Below are 15,279 nucleotides of genomic sequence, written 5' to 3'. Positions count from 1 at the left end.
TGTGCCGGTGTTCTGTTCCGCCGTGTCGGCGTTCCGGTCAGGCATGGGCTGCCGCCGGTTCGGCTATCGACTGTACGGCGGTGCGGGCCCGTTCCGGATGTCGTGCCGGTGTTGTCCTGGTCTCGTCCGGGCCGCCGTACGGACTCCCCTACGGGCTCCCGTATGGGCGGCCGGTGCTCGGCGATCAGTGCTTGGCGGGCAGGAAGCCCACCTTGTCGTACGCCTGGGAGAGCGTCTCCGCCGCGACCGCGCGAGCCTTCTCCGCTCCCTTGGCCAGGATCGAGTCGAGCGTCTCCGGGTCGTTCAGATACTGCTGGGTGCGCTCCCGGAAGGGCGTCACGAAGTCGACCATGACCTCCGCCAGGTCCGTCTTCAGCGCACCGTAGCCCTTGCCGGCGTACTTCTGCTCCAGTTCCGCGACACCGGTGCCGGTGAGGTTGGAGTAGATGCCCAGCAGATTGCTGATGCCCGGCTTCGCCACGGGGTCGAACCTGATCACCGTGTCCGTGTCGGTGACCGCGCTCCTGACCTTCTTGGCGGTGGCCTTCGGCTCGTCGAGGAGGTTGATGAGGCCCTTCGGCGTCGACGCCGACTTGCTCATCTTGATCGCCGGGTCCTGAAGATCGAAGATCTTCGCCGTCTCCTTGAGGATGTACGGCTTCGGAACCGTGAACGTCTGCCCCAGGCGGCTGTTGAACCGCTCGGCGAGGTCACGCGTCAGCTCGATGTGCTGGCGCTGGTCCTCGCCCACGGGGACCTCGTTGGCCTGGTACAGCAGGATGTCCGCGACCTGCAGGATCGGGTACGTGAAGAGGCCGACGGAGGCACGGTCGGCACCCTGCCTGGCGGACTTGTCCTTGAACTGGGTCATGCGGGCGGCCTCGCCGAAGCCGGTGAGGCAGTTCATGATCCACGCGAGCTGGGCGTGCTCGGGGACATGGCTCTGGACGAAGAGTGTGCAGCGCTCGGGGTCGAGCCCGGCGGCCAGCAGCTGGGCCGCGGCGAGCCGGGTGTTCGCGCGCAGGTCCACGGGGTCCTGCGGGAGGGTGATCGCATGCAGGTCCACGACCATGTAGAAGGCGTCGTGGGACTCCTGCAGGGCCACCCACTGGCGGACGGCGCCGAGGTAGTTGCCGAGGTGGAACGAGCCTGCGGTGGGCTGGATTCCGGAGAGCACGCGGGGACGGTCGAGAGCCATGCCCACCATTCTCTCAGGTGTCGGGGCCCGCTCCGGAACTGGTCGGAAACAGGTGGGGCCCGGTCTGTCTCCGACGGCGTGACAAAACGGTGCGGGCACCCGACCGGGAACACTCGGTACGAGCACCCGACCGGGAACACTCGGTACGAGCGCCCGACCGGGAGCACACAGTGCGGGCGCCCGACCGGGACATCAGCCGAGGTCGATCTCCGGGTAGAGCGGGAAGCCGGTCAGGAGGTCGGTCGCGCGGTGGGAGATCTCGTCCGCGATCTTCGGGTCGAGGATGTGCTGGGCCTTGGAGGGGGTGCCCTTCTTGGTGGTGCCCGGTTCCGTGGTGGTGAGGACGCGGTCGATGAGGCCCGCGATCTCGTCCATCTCGGTGGCACCGAGACCCCGGGTGGTCAGCGCGGGCGTGCCGATCCGGATGCCCGAGGTGTACCAGGCGCCGTTCGGGTCGGCGGGGATCGCGTTGCGGTTGGTGACGATGCCCGAGTCGAGCAGGGCCGACTCGGCCTGGCGGCCGGTGAGGCCGTAGGAGGAGGCGACGTCGATGAGGTTGAGGTGGTTGTCCGTGCCGCCGGTGACCAGCGTGGCACCGCGCCGCATCAGGCCCTCGGCGAGGGCGCGGGCGTTGTCGACCACGGCCTGGGCGTAGTCACGGAACTCGGGGCGGCGTGCCTCGGCGAGTGCGACCGCCTTGGCGGCCATGACGTGCGGAAGGGGGCCGCCGAGGACCATCGGGCAGCCGCGGTCGACCTGGTCGGCGAGCGACGAGTCGCACAGGACCATGCCGCCGCGCGGGCCGCGCAGCGACTTGTGGGTGGTCGTGGTGACGATCTGGGCGTGCGGGACCGGGTCGAAGTCCCCGGTGAGGACCTTGCCGGCGACGAGGCCGGCGAAGTGGGCCATGTCCACCATGAGCGTGGCACCGACCTCGTCGGCGATCTCGCGCATGATCCGGAAATTCACGAGACGGGGGTAGGCGGAGTAGCCGGCGACGACGATCATCGGCTTGAACTCGCGGGCCGTGACGCGCAGGGCCTCGTAGTCGATGAGGCCGGTGGTGGGGTCGGTGCCGTAGGAGCGCTGGTCGAACATCTTGCCTGAGATGTTCGGACGGAAGCCGTGGGTCAGGTGGCCGCCGGCGTCCAGGGACATGCCGAGCATGCGCTGGTTGCCGAAGGCCTGGCGCAGCTCGGCCCAGTCGGCCTCGGAGAGGTCGTTGACGTTGCGGACGCCTGCCTTCTCCAGTGCGGGGGCCTCGACGCGCTGGGCGAGGACGGCCCAGAAGGCGACGAGGTTGGCGTCGATGCCGGAGTGTGGCTGGGCGTAGGCGTGCTGGGCGCCGAAGAGCTCGCGGGCGTGCTCGGCGGCGAGGGCCTCGACGGTGTCCACGTTGCGGCAGCCGGCGTAGAAGCGGCGGCCGACGGTGCCTTCCGCGTACTTGTCGCTGAACCAGTTGCCCATCGCGAGGAGGGTGGCGGGGGAGGCGTAGTTCTCGGAGGCGATCAGCTTGAGCATCTCGCGCTGGTCGGCGACCTCCTGCCCGATGGCGTCGGCGATCCGGGGTTCGACGGCACGGATCACTTCGAGGGCACTGCGGAAGGCGGTGGATTCGGCGGAGAGAGGGGTGGAAAGGGGCTCGGGCATGACGGCCTCCGGACGTGGCGTTCGGCGTTCGGCGTTCACGGTTCGGCCCAGGCGCACGGCACACGGTTCCCGGGCCGCTCCCCGATGGTCGATCCCATCCCAGCGCGCCAGTCACGGCCCGTGGATCAGCCTACCGGGAGCGTCCGCGGGAGAGGTTCCGCCGTCCACCATGCGAGCGACGGCAGAGTGCCGTCGGGGCCCGCCCCCACCGTGGGTCACAGGCTCACGTGCGGCAGAAAGCGTGCGTACTCGTCCTCGTCCGTCACCAGGACGGACGATTCACGGATGCCGAAGCCGGCCGATTCGTGTCCGACGACCCAGGCTCCCAGGACGACCCGGTTGCCGTCGAAGGACGGCAGGGGCGCCGGCTCCTGGTAGCGGCAGGCCTCTTCGCGGACGGCGAGGGGGCCGGGGCCGGAACCCGGTTCGTGGACCGTGCCGCCGGCCCCCTCGCGACCGAGGAGGGGCTTGACCACGTATCCGCTGGTGGTGGCCAGTTCGCGGGGGCGTCGCGGTCCACACAGCGGCGGTCGGGATCGGAACCGCACGAGGTGAGGGCTGTCGCGAGGACGCCCATGCCACCGAGTACGACCGTGCTGGACCGCGGTCTTCTGCGCTGCTCCCCCAACTCCCCCTCCTCCCCCTCCTCCAATGTCATTTTGTGCTCATTTTGTGCTCCTTGGAATGCTGTGTGCCCTCGGTGCGGCGGTGTGTTCCGGGACGGCGACGGTGCTGCGGGCGATCGCCGCGCACGGGCGGGGCTAGGGCAGCGCCCCGCACAGTGTTTCCAGCGCTCCTGGCCAGCCGCTGTCCGACGGGGTTCCGTAGCCGACGACCAGGGCGTCCGTCAAAGGGGGCGTGGCGGCCGGGTGGCGGTACCTGGTCAGGCCGTGGACGGCCAGGCCGTGCCAGGCCGCCGCGCGGACCACCGACTGCTCGGTGCCGGGCGGGAGCCGCAGCACGGCGTGGAATCCGGCCGCGATACCGGTGGCCGTGACCGACGGGGCACGGGCCGCCAGGGCCGCGACGAGTTGGTCGCGGCGGCGCCGGTAACGGAGGCGGGAGGCGCGTACATGACGGTCGTACGCGCCCGAGGTGATGAACTCCGCCAGTGTCAGCTGGTCCAGGACCCCGCACGACCAGTCCGCGCCGCCCTTCGCCGCCATGACCTCGGGCGCCACGTCCGGCGGCAGGACCAGCCAGCCGAGGCGCAGGCCGGGCGCGAGGGCCTTGCTTGCGGTGCCGAAGTACACCACGCGGTCCGGGTCGAGGCCCTGGAGCGCGCCCACGGGCTGGCGGTCGTAGCGGAACTCGCCGTCGTAGTCGTCCTCCAGGATCAGCCCGCCCGTGCGCCGCGCCCAGTCGACGGCGGCGGCCCGGCGGTCGGGGCGCAGCGGTACACCCATGGGGAACTGGTGGGCGGGGGTGAGCAGCACCCCACCCACGGCGCCGCCGCCACCGCGCTCCGTCAAGTCCTCCGTCCGCGTGCCCAGTTCGTCGAACGGCAGCGGCACCGACCCCAGCCCCGCCCGTTCGATCAGACCCCAGTGCACATCGAGCCCGTACGACTCCACCGCGAGCGTCCGTGCGCCCCGCCGTCGCAGCACCTCCCCGAGCAGCATCAGCCCGTGGACGAAACCCGAGCAGACGAGGATGTGGTCGGGGTCGGCGCGTACGCCTCGGGCGCGGGCGAGGTAGCCGGCGAGGGCGGTGCGCAGTTCCACCCGGCCGCGCGGATCCCCGTAACCGAAGGCGTCGTTCGGTGCCGCGGTGAGGGCACGGCGGCACGCCTTGAGCCACTCGGCGCGCGGGAAGGAGGCGAGGTCCGGAGTGCCGGGGACGAGGTCGTAGGCGGGTCCCCTGGGTGACCGGGGCCTGCGCGCGGGAGAGGCCGGGAGCGGCACGTCCCGCTGCGCCACTCGCGTGCCCGAGCCCTGGCGTGCGGTGAGCCAGCCCTCGGCGACGAGGTCGGCGTACGCGTCGGCGACCGTGTTGCGGGCGATGCCGAGGTCGGCGGCGAGGGAGCGTGAGGACGGCAACCGGACGCCCGGTGCGAGCCGTCCGCCCCGCACCGCCTCCCGCAGCGCGTCCGTGAGGCCTCTGCGCAGGCCGGAGCCGGTACGCGCCACGTCGACATGCAGATCCACTCCGAAAGTGGCCCAAGATCCGGCCATGGAAATGGACCATACTCCTGGGCTGGTTCGCTCGTAGTGTCGACCACATGACGACAACGGAGAACGGCACCGTGCGGGACACCTCGTACGCCCCAGAGGACACCCCCCGACTCCAGTGGGTGAAGTTCGCCCCCGAGGTGTACAAGGCCATGGTCCGGCTGGACGCCGCCGCCCGGCAGGGCGTCGACCCCGTGCTGCTGGAACTGGTGAAGATCCGCGCCTCGCAGCTCAACCACTGCGCGTTCTGCCTCGACATGCACACGAAGGACGCGTTCGCGGCGGGTGAGAGCGTCGAGCGGATCGTCCAGCTCAGCGCATGGGAGGAGTCCCGGCACTTCTACACGGAGAAGGAACTCGCGGCGCTCGCGCTGACCGAGGCCGTGACGGTCCTGACGGACGGCTTCGTCCCGGACGAGGTGTTCGAGACCGCCGCCCGGCACTTCGACGAGACCGAGTTGTCCCAGCTGCTCGCCTCGATCACGGTGATCAACGCGTGGAACCGCTTCGGCGTGACCTGCCGCCTTGTGCCGGGACATTACGAGGCCGGGCAGCACAAGTAACGACGTCCGTCCTTCCGGGCCCTGTCCTTCCGGGCCCCGCTTCGGGGAGGGTCCACCCGTTCGCGTCGGCTGCGGGCCGGTGGGGGCTGGGCGCGCAGTTCCCCGCGGCCTTTCGGGGGCGCGGGGAACTGCGCGGCACGCCGCCACCGGCCCGTAGCCAGGGACACACCGGACGCCACGGTCGTCCACCTGAACTTCTTCAGGAACGCCGCGGCCCCGCCGCCGGACTTCGCGAAGTCCGCGTTCAGGTACTTGCGGAGCGGCGTGTGCGGATACGCGCAGGCGACCGCCTCCGGATCAGCGTCGCAGCCCTCCTTGTACGCGGGTACCAGTACGTGAGGAACGGCTTCTTCTCCTTGGCGAACTGCCGCATCTGGGTGATCCACGCCGCCTCGGAACCGGCGAACACCACCTGGTGGTCGAGGTCCAGGTTCTTCACCAGCGCCTTGTCGTTCGTGACGTACGAGGGTGAGCCGTCGAGGAGTTGGCCCCTGCCGCCGCTCTCGGCGGTGCGGAGCTGGTCCGCGTACGTGTCCAGGTTCTTCCAGTTCGTCACGTCGGGGTGCCGCTTCGCGAAGTACGTCGGTACGAACCAGCCGATGTGTCCGGTGACGCCGAGACCGCCGCCGTCCACGATCGTCCTCTTGTCCTCGACGTACCGCTGTTCCTGCTCGGGGTGGCCCCAGTCCTCCAGGATCGCGTCGACACGCCCCTGGCTGAGCGCGTCCCACACGGGGACCTCGTCGACCTGGACGGTGTCGACGCGATAGCCGAGTTCGTGCTCCAGCAGGTAGCGTCCCGCACGGCGGCCGTACAGCCGGTACGGGTCCGGAGTTCGGCGGCGGAGAGGGCGGCGAGCTCGGGGTCGGCGGGGACCCGGTCCGCCTTGGGGCCGAAGACCTTCCACAGGCCGTCGACGGAGAAGACGGGTTCGGCGGGCTCGGCGCCCGTGCGCTCGGCGGCAGCCTCCCGAACAGAGATCTCCGTACTCAGCACGCACCGCCTCCCAGCAGGTCCACACACTTCTCGCCGACCATGAGGACCCCGATCATCGGGTTCACGGCGGGCATGGTCGGAAAGACGGACGCGTCGGCGATCCTGATGCCGTCGAGGCCGCGGACGCGCAACTCGGGGTCCACCACGGCGAGCCGGTCGTCCGTCGCGCCCATCCGGCAGGTGCCCGCCGGGTGGTACACCGTGTGGGCGACCTTCCGCGCGTACTCGCTCAGTTCCTCGTCGCCGGTGACCTCGGGGCCGGGGCACACCTCGCGCTTGAGCCAGTGCGCGAGCGGCTCCGCCTTCGCGATCTCGCGGGCGATCCTGATGCCGTCGACGAGGGTGCGGCCGTCGTAGTCGTCCTCGTCCGTGAAGTAGCGGAAGTCGAGGGCGGGCTTCTCAGCCGGGTCGGCGCTGGTCAGGTAGAGGCGACCGCGGCTGCGCGGCTTGGGGATGTTCGGGGTCATCGAGACGCCGTGCTCGGGGCGTTCGTAGCCGAGGCGCTCCGGATTGTCCGTGAACGGGATCTGGTAGAAGTGGAACATCAGGTCGGGGCCCGCCCGTTCGGGATCCCGCCGTACGAACAGACCCGCGTCGGAGTCCATCGCGGAGTTCTCGGGGATCGGCCCGTCCGTCTCCCAGACGATGACCGACTCGGGGTGGTCGAGCAGGTTCTCGCCGACACCCGGCAGGTCGTGGGCCACGGGTATGCCGAGCTGTTCGAGGTCCTCGCGCGGCCCGATGCCGGAGTGCAGCAGCAGCCGGGGCGAGTCGACGGCGCCGGCGCACAGCAGGACCTCGCGCCGGGCCCGTACGAGGAGTTCGTCGCCGTCCTTCGTCGTCACGTGGACCCCGCGGACCCGGGTGCCGTCAGTGCCGCCAGTGCCGTCCAGCTCCAGCTTGTTCGCCCAGGTCTCCAGGTAGAGGTGCAGGTTGGGACGCTCGTCCATGACGGGGTGCAGATACGCGACGGACGCGCTGGAGCGCTTGTTGGTCTCCGGGTGGTAGGCGAGGTCGAAGAAGCCGACGCCCTCGGTGAACGGCTTCTTGTTGAACCCCTCCACGCGCGGCACACCGAGCGTCGACTGCGCCGCGTCCACGAAGTCGCGGGCGATGGCGTTCCGGTCCTTCTCGTCGACCGGGACGATGTTGTTGCGCAGGCGCGGGAAGTACGCCTCCATGGGGGCCGAACCCCAGCCCTCGGCGCCCGCCGCCTCCCACTCGTCCCAGTCGGACGGCAACGGCTTGAACGCGATGAGGGTGTTGTGCGAGGAGCAGCCGCCGAGAACCCGGGCACGGCTGTGCCGGATGTGCGAGTTGCCGCGCGGCTGCTCGGTCGTCGGGTAGTCGTAGTCGAGCTCACCGCCGAGCAGACCCATCCAGCGGCGCAGGGTCAGGACGTCGTCCCGGTCCACGTCACTGGGGCCGCCCTCGATGACGGCGACGGTGACGTCGGGGTTCTCGGTGAGGCGGGAGGCGATGACGGATCCCGCGGTGCCGCCGCCGATGACGACGTAGTCGTACGTGCGCTCGTGCTCGTGCTCGTGCGTGTGCTCGCGCTCATGCGTGTGCTCGTACGTGCTTTCGGGCTCGCGCTTGTCTTCGGGCATGCGGTGGCGCTCCAGGGGACCTTGTGAGGTGGGGGGCGGCGTGAGGACCTGTGAGGGGGCCTGGCGTCAGCCCGCGAACCAGCGGACCGGCTTCGGCGCGAGGTTCTGGTACACGTGCTTCGTCTCGCGGTACTCGGCGAGGCCCGCCGGGCCCAGCTCGCGGCCGACGCCGCTCTTGCCGAAACCGCCCCACTCCGCCTGCGGAAGGTAGGGGTGGAAGTCGTTGATCCAGACGGTGCCGTGCCGCAGCCGTCCGGCCACACGCCGGGCGCGCCCCGCGTCGGCGGCCCAGACGCCTCCCGCGAGTCCGTACTCCGTGTCGTTGGCGAGCGCGACGGCCTCGTCCTCCGTACGGAAGGTCTCCACCGTCAGGACGGGCCCGAAGACCTCCTCCCGTACGACGCGCATCTCGCGGTGGCACTGGTCGAGGACGGTCGGCTCGTAGAAGTAGCCGGTGGCGGGGAGCCGCTCGGACGGGTCGGGGCGGGCGCCGCCGGTCCGCAGCACCGCGCCCTCCGCCAGGGCGGCTGCCACGTACCCCTCGGTCTTCTCGCGCTGTTCGGCGGAGACCAGCGGGCCGCACTCGACGCCTTCCTCGGTGCCTCGGCCGAGCCGGATCAGCCCGGCCCGGCGCACCAGTTCGGCGACGAACCGGTCGCGTACCGACTCCTCGATGATCAGCCGGGAGCCCGCCGAGCAGACCTGGCCGCTGTGGATGAACGCGGCGTTCAGGGCCTGGTCGACGGCGGTGTCGAAGCCCTCCTCGGTGGCGCAGGAGTCGGCGAAGACGACGTTGGGGTTCTTGCCGCCGAGTTCGAGGGCGACCTTCTTCACGGTGACGGCGGCGGCCTGCGCGACCTTCGTACCGCTGGCGAGTCCGCCGGTGAAGGAGACGAGGTCGACGCCGGGGTGCTCGGCGAGACGGGCGCCGACGCTGTGCCCGGGGCCGGTGACGAGGTTGGCCACTCCGGCGGGCAGCCCGGCCTCGACCAGCAGCTCGATGAGGGCGACGGTGGTCAGCGGGGTGATCTCGCTGGGCTTGAGGACGAAGGTGTTCCCCGCGGCGAGGGCCGGGGCGACCTTCCAGCTGGCCTGCAGCAGCGGGTAGTTCCAGGGCGTGATCATCGCGCAGACGCCGACGGGCTCGTGCACGACGACGCTGTGGATGTCGTCCGAGCCGGCGTCGACGACCCGCCCGCCGCCCTCTCCGACGACGAGATCGGCGAAGTACCGGAAGGCGTCGGCGACGCAGTCGATGTCGACCCGCCCCTCCTCCAGCGTCTTGCCCGCGTCCCGGCTCTCCAGGAGCCCGAGCTTCTCGCGGTCGCGGACGAGGAGATCGGCGACACGGCGCAGGAGGGCGGCCCGCTCGGTGACGGGCGTGCGGGGCCATGCTCCGTGGTCGAAGGCGCGCCGGGCGGCCTCGACGGCGGCGTCCGTGTCCGGCACCCCGCCCTCGGCGACCTCGGCGAACGGCTTGGCGTCCGCCGGGTCGAGGATGTCCCGGGTGGCCCCCGAGACGGCCGCACGCCACTCGCCGTCCACATGAATCGTCTGCTGCGCCTGGTGTCCCGACATGTTTCGGTGCTGCCTTCCGTTCCTGTTCGGTGCCCCTGTGTCATCAGCCCTCGCGTCACACGCACGTCACTCCCGAGGCCGGGAGCACCTGCCCCTCGGCCCCGATGTCATGCGCGCGCGGCCGTCGAAGTGCGCGGGGTCACTGACAAGCCGCCCGAAACGTGGACACCCTCATCACTCTTTGACTAAAGTCAAAGATTATGGAGCCGATGCCAGTCTCTGAGGCGCACGTGACGACCCTGCGTCGCTTCAACCGCTACTTCACGCGCCGGATCGGCGTGCTCGACGATCACTACCTCGGGCAGGACCGGCCCCTCGGCGAGGCCCGACTGCTGTACGAGATCGGAGCCGGCGCGTCACTGCGGGAACTGCGGACCCGGCTCGGCCTCGACGCCGGATACCTGAGCCGGATGGTGCGCGCGCTGGAGAAGCAGGGGCTCGTGCGGGTCACCGTGCACCCGAGGGACAGCAGACTGCGCCTCGCGGAGCCCACACCGGCCGGGCGCGCCGAACTGGCGGAGCAGAACCGCCGCGCGGACGAACTCGCCGAAGGACTGCTGCGCGGGCTGAGCGAGCCCCAGCGGGGGCGGCTGACCGAGGCTGTCGCCGTCACCGAGCGGTTGCTGCGGCTGGCCGCGATCACGGTCAGGTCCGTCGACGCCACGTCGGCCGACGCGCGCGCCTGCGTCGCCCGTTACGCCGCCGAACTCGACGAACGGTTCCCCGAGGGGTACGCCGCCGCCGACCTCGTACCACCCGAGCGGATCGCCGTCTTCCTGGTCGCGTACGAGGAGGAGCGTGCCGTCGGCTGCGGGGCGCTGTGCGCGCTCGACGCCGGGACGACCGAGGTGAAGCACCTGTGGGTGCACCCGGACGCCCGCGGGCTGGGCCTCGGACGGCGGCTGCTGACCGAACTGGAGCACACGGCCGCCGAACGCGGACACCGGACCGTACGCCTCGACACGCACGAAGCGCTCAAGGAGGCGGCGGCGAGGTACCGCACCGGCGGCTACACCGAGATCCCAGCGTACGGCGACAATCCGCACGCCGGGTACTGGTTCGAGAAGCCCCTGCCCCGCTGAACGACCGGCGCAGGGGAGGCGCAACGCACTGATCCCCGGGCGGCTGCCCGGGGATCAGTGGAACAGACCGGGTGCCTAGAGAAGGCCGAGGGCGCGGACCGCCTCGCGCTCCTCCGCGAGCTCCTGCACCGACGCGTCGATGCGGGCGCGGGAGAACTCGTTGATGTCGAGACCCTGGACGATCTCGTACGAGCCGTCCTTCGCGGTGACGGGGAAGGAGGAGATGAGGCCCTCCGCGACACCGTACGAACCGTCGGACGGGATGCCCATGGAGGTCCAGTCGCCGTCCGCCGTGCCGTTGACCCAGGTGTACACGTGGTCGATGGCGGCGTTCGCGGCCGAGGCGGCGGAGGAGGCGCCGCGGGCCTCGATGATGGCCGCACCGCGCTTGGCGACGGTCGGGATGAACTCCTCGGCCAGCCACTTCTCGTCGTTCACGGTCTCGGCGGCGTTCTTGCCGGCGATCGTGGCGTGGAAGATGTCGGGGTACTGGGTGGCGGAGTGGTTGCCCCAGATGGTGAGGCGCTGGATGTCCGCGACGGTCGAGCCCGTCTTCTTCGCGAGCTGGGTGAGCGCGCGGTTGTGGTCCAGGCGGGTCATCGCCGTGAAGCGCTCGGCCGGTACGTCGGGGGCGGCGGCCTGGGCGATGAGGGCGTTGGTGTTGGCCGGGTTGCCGACGACGAGGATCTTGACGTCGTCCGCGGCGTGGTCGTTGATGGCCTTGCCCTGGGGCTTGAAGATGCCGCCGTTGGCCTCCAGAAGGTCACCGCGCTCCATGCCCTTGGTGCGGGGGCGGGCGCCGACGAGCAGACCGACGTTCGTGCCGTCGAAGGCCACGTTCGGGTCGTCGGTGATGTCGATGCCCTGAAGGAGCGGGAAGGCGCAGTCGTCGAGCTCCATGGCGGTGCCCTCGGCGGCCTTCAGCGCCGGTGTGATCTCCAGCAGACGCAGCTTGACCGGCACGTCCGCGCCGAGCAGCTGGCCGGAGGCGATGCGGAAGAGCAGGGCGTAACCGATCTGGCCGGCCGCGCCGGTAACGGTGACGTTCACGGGAGTGCGGGTCATGGCGTTCTCCGTAGGGCAGCTGACGGTGGGGCGTCCCTGCCCCGGGGTACGGGATCCCGGCCCTGGCGCCGGGATGATCGATCACCGGTGCCGATGATCGATCTCTCGGCGTCAAGAGAGATCCAGCGGTCAGGCTATCGCGCATCCGGGATCCCGGATGCGCGGGTCCGATGTGGCCCGTCCCACAGGGCGGGGCCCGCGCGGGGCCGGCCGGGTCGGCAGGGTCGGGTGCGTCGTGCGGTGCGGGCCCGGTGGGGGTGGTTGCGCCGTTCCCCGCGCCCCTGAAAGGCAAAGGACTGCGCCGTTCCCCGCGCCCCTGCAACGCCGAAGACTGCGCCGTTCCCCGCGCCCCTGAAAAGCAACCGTGCCCCGGAAGATCTGAGGGCCGGGTGGCTGGTGAAGGTGGCGGCCGTCGATCCGGGAGAGTGGGCCGACGGCCGCCGGGTGGGGGTGCCGGTCGGCAGCGCGGAAGCTGCTCGTCCTGCCGGAACAACGCCGGACTCCCGTGGGGGTACGGTCCGCCTGCCCCCGAGTACGCCGGCCATTCCTCCCTTACGGGGTTCGCCGTGCGCGCGCCACGACGGCGACGGGCGCCCGGCTCAAAGGAGTCGGACGCCCGTCCGGGCCGCATTCCGGTGACGCGATCGCCTACTTCGTGCAGCCCTCCACGCCCGACGCGAGCGTCGCGCAGGCCTTCGCCCCGGTGGCGCTCTTCACCGCGACCATCGGGGTGTAGGCGTCGGTGTCCGTCTCGACCTCGGCGGTCTGCGCGGCAGCCGAGCCGACGGATATCCGGACCGTGTCCCCCGCTCCGGCCGCGGTGATACGGGCCCAGGCGGCGCCGCACGTCTCGCTGTACCGGACCTCGACCTGGGCGGTGCCGACAACGACCTTCTCCACGGTCTGCGCCAGTGTCCCGCCGCAGCCCATGTTCTCCGGGTCCTTGCCCGCGCAGTCCGCGCCGCTGCACTCGACACCGGCCGGGAGTTCCTTGCTCACCGTGGGACTCGGGGTCGGCTTGGCCTCGTTCCCGCCATCGTCGTCACCGCCGGAGTTCGTGAGGAACACGGCCGCGGCTATCACCACGAGCGCGCCCACGACTCCGGCGAGGTACATGGTGAGCCGCCGCTTGCGCCGCTGCCCGTCGGGCGGACCGCCGGTTCCCGGCCGCGCGTCCTGGGGCGTGCCCGCGGCCTGACCGCCGCCTGCTCCCGCGGGACCGGCCGAGCCGGACGGCCCGTAGGCTCCCGGCGGACCGAAGCCGGAGGCACCGGACGTGCCGGGACCACCAGGGCCGCCAGGTCCACCGGCGCCCCTGGGTCCGGAGACTCCGGACGCTCCCGGGGGCGAGGCGACGACTCCCCAACCGCCGCCCCGCGCATCCGCACCGGTCCTCGCACCGGCACCCTCGCCGCCGCTGGCGGCACCGGCACCGGCCCCGGCCCCGTAAGGCGGCCTGCGCTCGTCCCCTTGTGCCGGGCTCTGCGCCGGGCTCTGCGGGGGCACGGTGGGTGCCACCCCGGCAGGGCCCGCGATACCCGGCTTGGGCGCGGCCGTCGCGCTTCCCCCGGCGCGCGCCTGCTTTTCGCTCTTTCCCCCCTTGGCAGGAGTCGGCCCGAACTCTCCCAGCGCGGCGCGCGCCTGGGAGATCCGGATCGCCTCCATGGTCATGTCGTGGCGCATCTCCGAACGGCTCCAGGCGCGCTCGGCGAGCTCCCACATGGTCGTCAGATGGACGGGATTGGTCCCGGTCACCTCGGCCAACGCCACGATCGCGCCCTTGGGCGCGAGCAGGCGGCCGTTCAGATACCGCTCCCAGGACGTCTTGCTGTATCCCGTGCGGTCGGCCACGGCGGCGATGCTCAGCCCACCGCGGTCGACCAGTCGGCGCAACTGGCTGGCGAACTCCCTTACCTGCGGATCGAGTTCATCCGGCAAGGGCCTCCAACGAGGCATTGATACCCCCCTCTTCCCCCCGTACGTGCTGGTCTTTTCCCGCGTGTGAAGCCCTTGCCGAGTCCCCGTTCCGGCTAGTCACAGGGATGCGCTCGGTCCGGACCTCAGTTCCCGGGGTGGGGGCGCACGGGAGCATTCGGGCCTGTGGGCATGCACCGTCGCATGCCCCCTGGTCTGCGGTCCAGTGTCCCACCGACTTGCCTCTCGGCTGACGAGATGGCCGGGCCCATGGGCGGGGACGTGCAGGGGGATGAGCACAGGGACGTGCACGGGGACGTGCACGGGGACGTGCACGGGGACGCACCGGAGCGTCCCGATTGCCCATGCTGCCCCCGTTGCCCCCGTTGCCCCCGTTGTCCACGTTGTCCACGACCTTGGGAGTGATCGCGACCCATCCGCGGACTTGTCGACATATCGACACGCGGGGAACGCATGCGCGACCTCGTGCGTCACTCGCGTCTTCAGGGGGATCACACGCACACCAGGGGGCAGATCGGATCGTCGACCGCTCGCCACCGTCACGATGAGGCGACGGCCGCGGTCGGTCCGCCAGGCTATCGACGGAAACGGTGGCGCGTACGGCGTCCGGGGCGACCGGTACCGGCGCGGACACGTTTTGCGCGCCCCGCGCGCGGGAGGTGCCGGAACCGTCACCACCCTGCCACAGGCGGCTGACAGCTATTGAAGAGCCGTTGGCACGTCCATGACCCTTGTTCCAGGCGGCGCCCCTCCGCGCTTCGGGGGAGTGGACGGGCGTCGCCGCTCGAACGCCCCACGGGCGCGCGGGGAACTGCGCGCTCAGCCACGGCGGACCGGCGGGTCCGCACGACGCACCACCCCGCGGTCACCAAGCGGAGCGCTCCCGCTCACGTCCTGATCGTGAAGTGCAGCGTGTCGTCCAGGAACGGAAGCTCCAGCCAGGGATTCGGCTGCGCCATCATCGCGAGCAGGGCGATGGTCGCCCCCAGGACGCCGTACGTGACGAGGTCCGTGAACCGGGAGCGGACGGCGAGCATGCCCACGTCGGGCAGTACCCAGCGCATGGCGGCCCCCACGAGCAACGCGATGCCGATCAGCAGGGTCCCCGCCTTGAACGCGTCGAGCGCGGTCAGCAGCAGTCCCAGTCCGACCAGGCCGGTGACCGCGAGGATCGGCCACTGCCGTGCGGGCGCGGGGGCGCCGCTGGGCGCCGCTCTGCCGCCGCCCTCGGGCCGCGCGGTGTCCCGGGTGAACAGTGGGAACCGCCGTGTGACCCGCCGCGCCTCCCCGTCGGGCCCGGGCGCACTGACGGCGTCACGGACGGTCAACTCGTCTTCCTGAGCGGATCCGCTCTCCGCTTCCGGAGCCGACTCCGGAGCTGAGCCGACTCCCGCGCCCGGTCCGGACGCCGATTCCGGGGCTGGGGCTGGG

The 15,279-nt window shown here is 71.3% G+C and carries 10 protein-coding genes, 3 pseudogenes and 1 riboswitch; of the genes and pseudogenes, 2 read left to right on the top strand and 11 right to left on the bottom strand.

The annotated features are described in order from the left end of the window. Window positions 1-184: 184 nt before the first annotated feature. The 4 genes and pseudogenes from trpS to ACIOKD_RS04565 all read right to left on the bottom strand — a co-directional run bounded on the left by trpS (window position 185) and on the right by ACIOKD_RS04565 (window position 5,022). Window positions 185-1,198 carry a tryptophan--tRNA ligase gene (trpS, locus tag ACIOKD_RS04580; protein WP_402078102.1) on the bottom strand — a complete coding sequence of 338 codons (1,014 nt, stop codon included), beginning with the start codon at window positions 1,196-1,198 and terminating at the stop codon, window positions 185-187. A 192-nt stretch (window positions 1,199-1,390) separates the two neighbouring features. Further along, on the bottom strand, window positions 1,391-2,848 hold the full coding sequence (locus ACIOKD_RS04575) for a glycine hydroxymethyltransferase (protein ID WP_402078100.1): 1,458 nt from the start codon (window positions 2,846-2,848) through the stop codon (window positions 1,391-1,393). Between the two features lie 38 nt (window positions 2,849-2,886). After that, a riboswitch (ZMP/ZTP riboswitch) is annotated at window positions 2,887-2,973 on the bottom strand. 90 nt (window positions 2,974-3,063) lie between these two features. Continuing rightward, window positions 3,064-3,354, bottom strand: a pseudogene (locus tag ACIOKD_RS04570) (glutathionylspermidine synthase family protein); the annotation flags it as partial. Between the two features lie 255 nt (window positions 3,355-3,609). Further along, a complete protein-coding gene (locus ACIOKD_RS04565) occupies window positions 3,610-5,022 on the bottom strand; it encodes a PLP-dependent aminotransferase family protein (protein ID WP_402078097.1) in 1,413 nt (470 codons plus the stop codon). A gap of 47 nt (window positions 5,023-5,069) precedes the next feature. Here ACIOKD_RS04565 and ACIOKD_RS04560 point away from each other — a divergent pair, with 47 nt between their 5' ends. Next, window positions 5,070-5,582, top strand: a complete 513-nt coding sequence (locus tag ACIOKD_RS04560; RefSeq protein WP_402078095.1) for a carboxymuconolactone decarboxylase family protein — start codon at window positions 5,070-5,072, stop codon at window positions 5,580-5,582. Window positions 5,583-5,761: 179 nt separating this feature from the next. On the opposite strand, the pseudogene ACIOKD_RS04555 reads toward ACIOKD_RS04560, so the two are convergent. The 4 genes and pseudogenes from ACIOKD_RS04555 to ACIOKD_RS04540 form a co-directional block, all read right to left on the bottom strand. After that, window positions 5,762-6,378: pseudogene (locus ACIOKD_RS04555) on the bottom strand (glycine betaine ABC transporter substrate-binding protein); the annotation flags it as partial. Further along, window positions 6,372-6,563 (bottom strand): annotated as a pseudogene (locus ACIOKD_RS04550) (glycine/betaine ABC transporter ATP-binding protein); the annotation flags it as partial. The pseudogenes ACIOKD_RS04550 and ACIOKD_RS04555, both read right to left, overlap by 7 nt. An 8-nt stretch (window positions 6,564-6,571) precedes the next feature. Further along, window positions 6,572-8,188 (bottom strand): GMC family oxidoreductase, encoded by a 1,617-nt coding sequence (locus tag ACIOKD_RS04545; protein WP_402078093.1) that lies wholly within the window; start codon window positions 8,186-8,188, stop codon window positions 6,572-6,574. Between the two features lie 66 nt (window positions 8,189-8,254). Then, window positions 8,255-9,766, bottom strand: a complete 1,512-nt coding sequence (locus ACIOKD_RS04540) for an aldehyde dehydrogenase family protein (RefSeq protein ID WP_402078090.1) — start codon at window positions 9,764-9,766, stop codon at window positions 8,255-8,257. Window positions 9,767-9,966: 200 nt separating this feature from the next. On the opposite strand from ACIOKD_RS04540, the gene ACIOKD_RS04535 reads away from it, so the two are divergent. Next, window positions 9,967-10,848, top strand: coding sequence for a GNAT family N-acetyltransferase (locus ACIOKD_RS04535; protein WP_402078087.1), 882 nt, complete (start codon window positions 9,967-9,969; stop codon window positions 10,846-10,848). Window positions 10,849-10,923: 75 nt separating this feature from the next. Here the strand turns inward: ACIOKD_RS04535 and ACIOKD_RS04530 are convergent, their stop codons facing one another. The 3 genes from ACIOKD_RS04530 to ACIOKD_RS04520 form a co-directional block, all read right to left on the bottom strand. Then, the gene (locus ACIOKD_RS04530; RefSeq protein ID WP_402078085.1) at window positions 10,924-11,913 is read right to left on the bottom strand and encodes a malate dehydrogenase; all 990 of its coding nucleotides are present in this window, start codon (window positions 11,911-11,913) and stop codon (window positions 10,924-10,926) included. Between the two features lie 648 nt (window positions 11,914-12,561). Further along, on the bottom strand, window positions 12,562-13,869 hold the full coding sequence (locus tag ACIOKD_RS04525; protein WP_402078082.1) for a DUF2690 domain-containing protein: 1,308 nt from the start codon (window positions 13,867-13,869) through the stop codon (window positions 12,562-12,564). A gap of 866 nt (window positions 13,870-14,735) precedes the next feature. Continuing rightward, window positions 14,736-15,176 (bottom strand): DUF3017 domain-containing protein, encoded by a 441-nt coding sequence (locus ACIOKD_RS04520; protein ID WP_402078080.1) that lies wholly within the window; start codon window positions 15,174-15,176, stop codon window positions 14,736-14,738. Window positions 15,177-15,279: the final 103 nt, after the last annotated feature.

Source organism: Streptomyces sp. NPDC087844, from assembly GCF_044742785.1.
Classification (GTDB): Bacteria; Actinomycetota; Actinomycetes; order Streptomycetales; family Streptomycetaceae; genus Streptomyces.
The sequence above is the reverse complement of the archived record's forward strand: the minus strand, read 5'-3'. Positions and strand labels throughout refer to the sequence as shown.

What these genes read in the sequence shown, in the direction of transcription:
- trpS (WP_402078102.1), bottom strand. Translation starts at nt 1,198, where the DNA reads ATGGCTCTCGACCGTCCCCGCGTGCTCTCCGGAATCCAGCCCACCGCA.
- ACIOKD_RS04575 (WP_402078100.1), bottom strand. Translation starts at nt 2,848, where the DNA reads ATGCCCGAGCCCCTTTCCACCCCTCTCTCCGCCGAATCCACCGCCTTC.
- ACIOKD_RS04565 (WP_402078097.1), bottom strand. Translation starts at nt 5,022, where the DNA reads ATGGCCGGATCTTGGGCCACTTTCGGAGTGGATCTGCATGTCGACGTG.
- ACIOKD_RS04560 (WP_402078095.1), top strand. Translation starts at nt 5,070, where the DNA reads ATGACGACAACGGAGAACGGCACCGTGCGGGACACCTCGTACGCCCCA.
- ACIOKD_RS04545 (WP_402078093.1), bottom strand. Translation starts at nt 8,188, where the DNA reads ATGCCCGAAGACAAGCGCGAGCCCGAAAGCACGTACGAGCACACGCAT.
- ACIOKD_RS04540 (WP_402078090.1), bottom strand. Translation starts at nt 9,766, where the DNA reads ATGTCGGGACACCAGGCGCAGCAGACGATTCATGTGGACGGCGAGTGG.
- ACIOKD_RS04535 (WP_402078087.1), top strand. Translation starts at nt 9,967, where the DNA reads ATGGAGCCGATGCCAGTCTCTGAGGCGCACGTGACGACCCTGCGTCGC.
- ACIOKD_RS04530 (WP_402078085.1), bottom strand. Translation starts at nt 11,913, where the DNA reads ATGACCCGCACTCCCGTGAACGTCACCGTTACCGGCGCGGCCGGCCAG.
- ACIOKD_RS04525 (WP_402078082.1), bottom strand. Translation starts at nt 13,869, where the DNA reads ATGCCTCGTTGGAGGCCCTTGCCGGATGAACTCGATCCGCAGGTAAGG.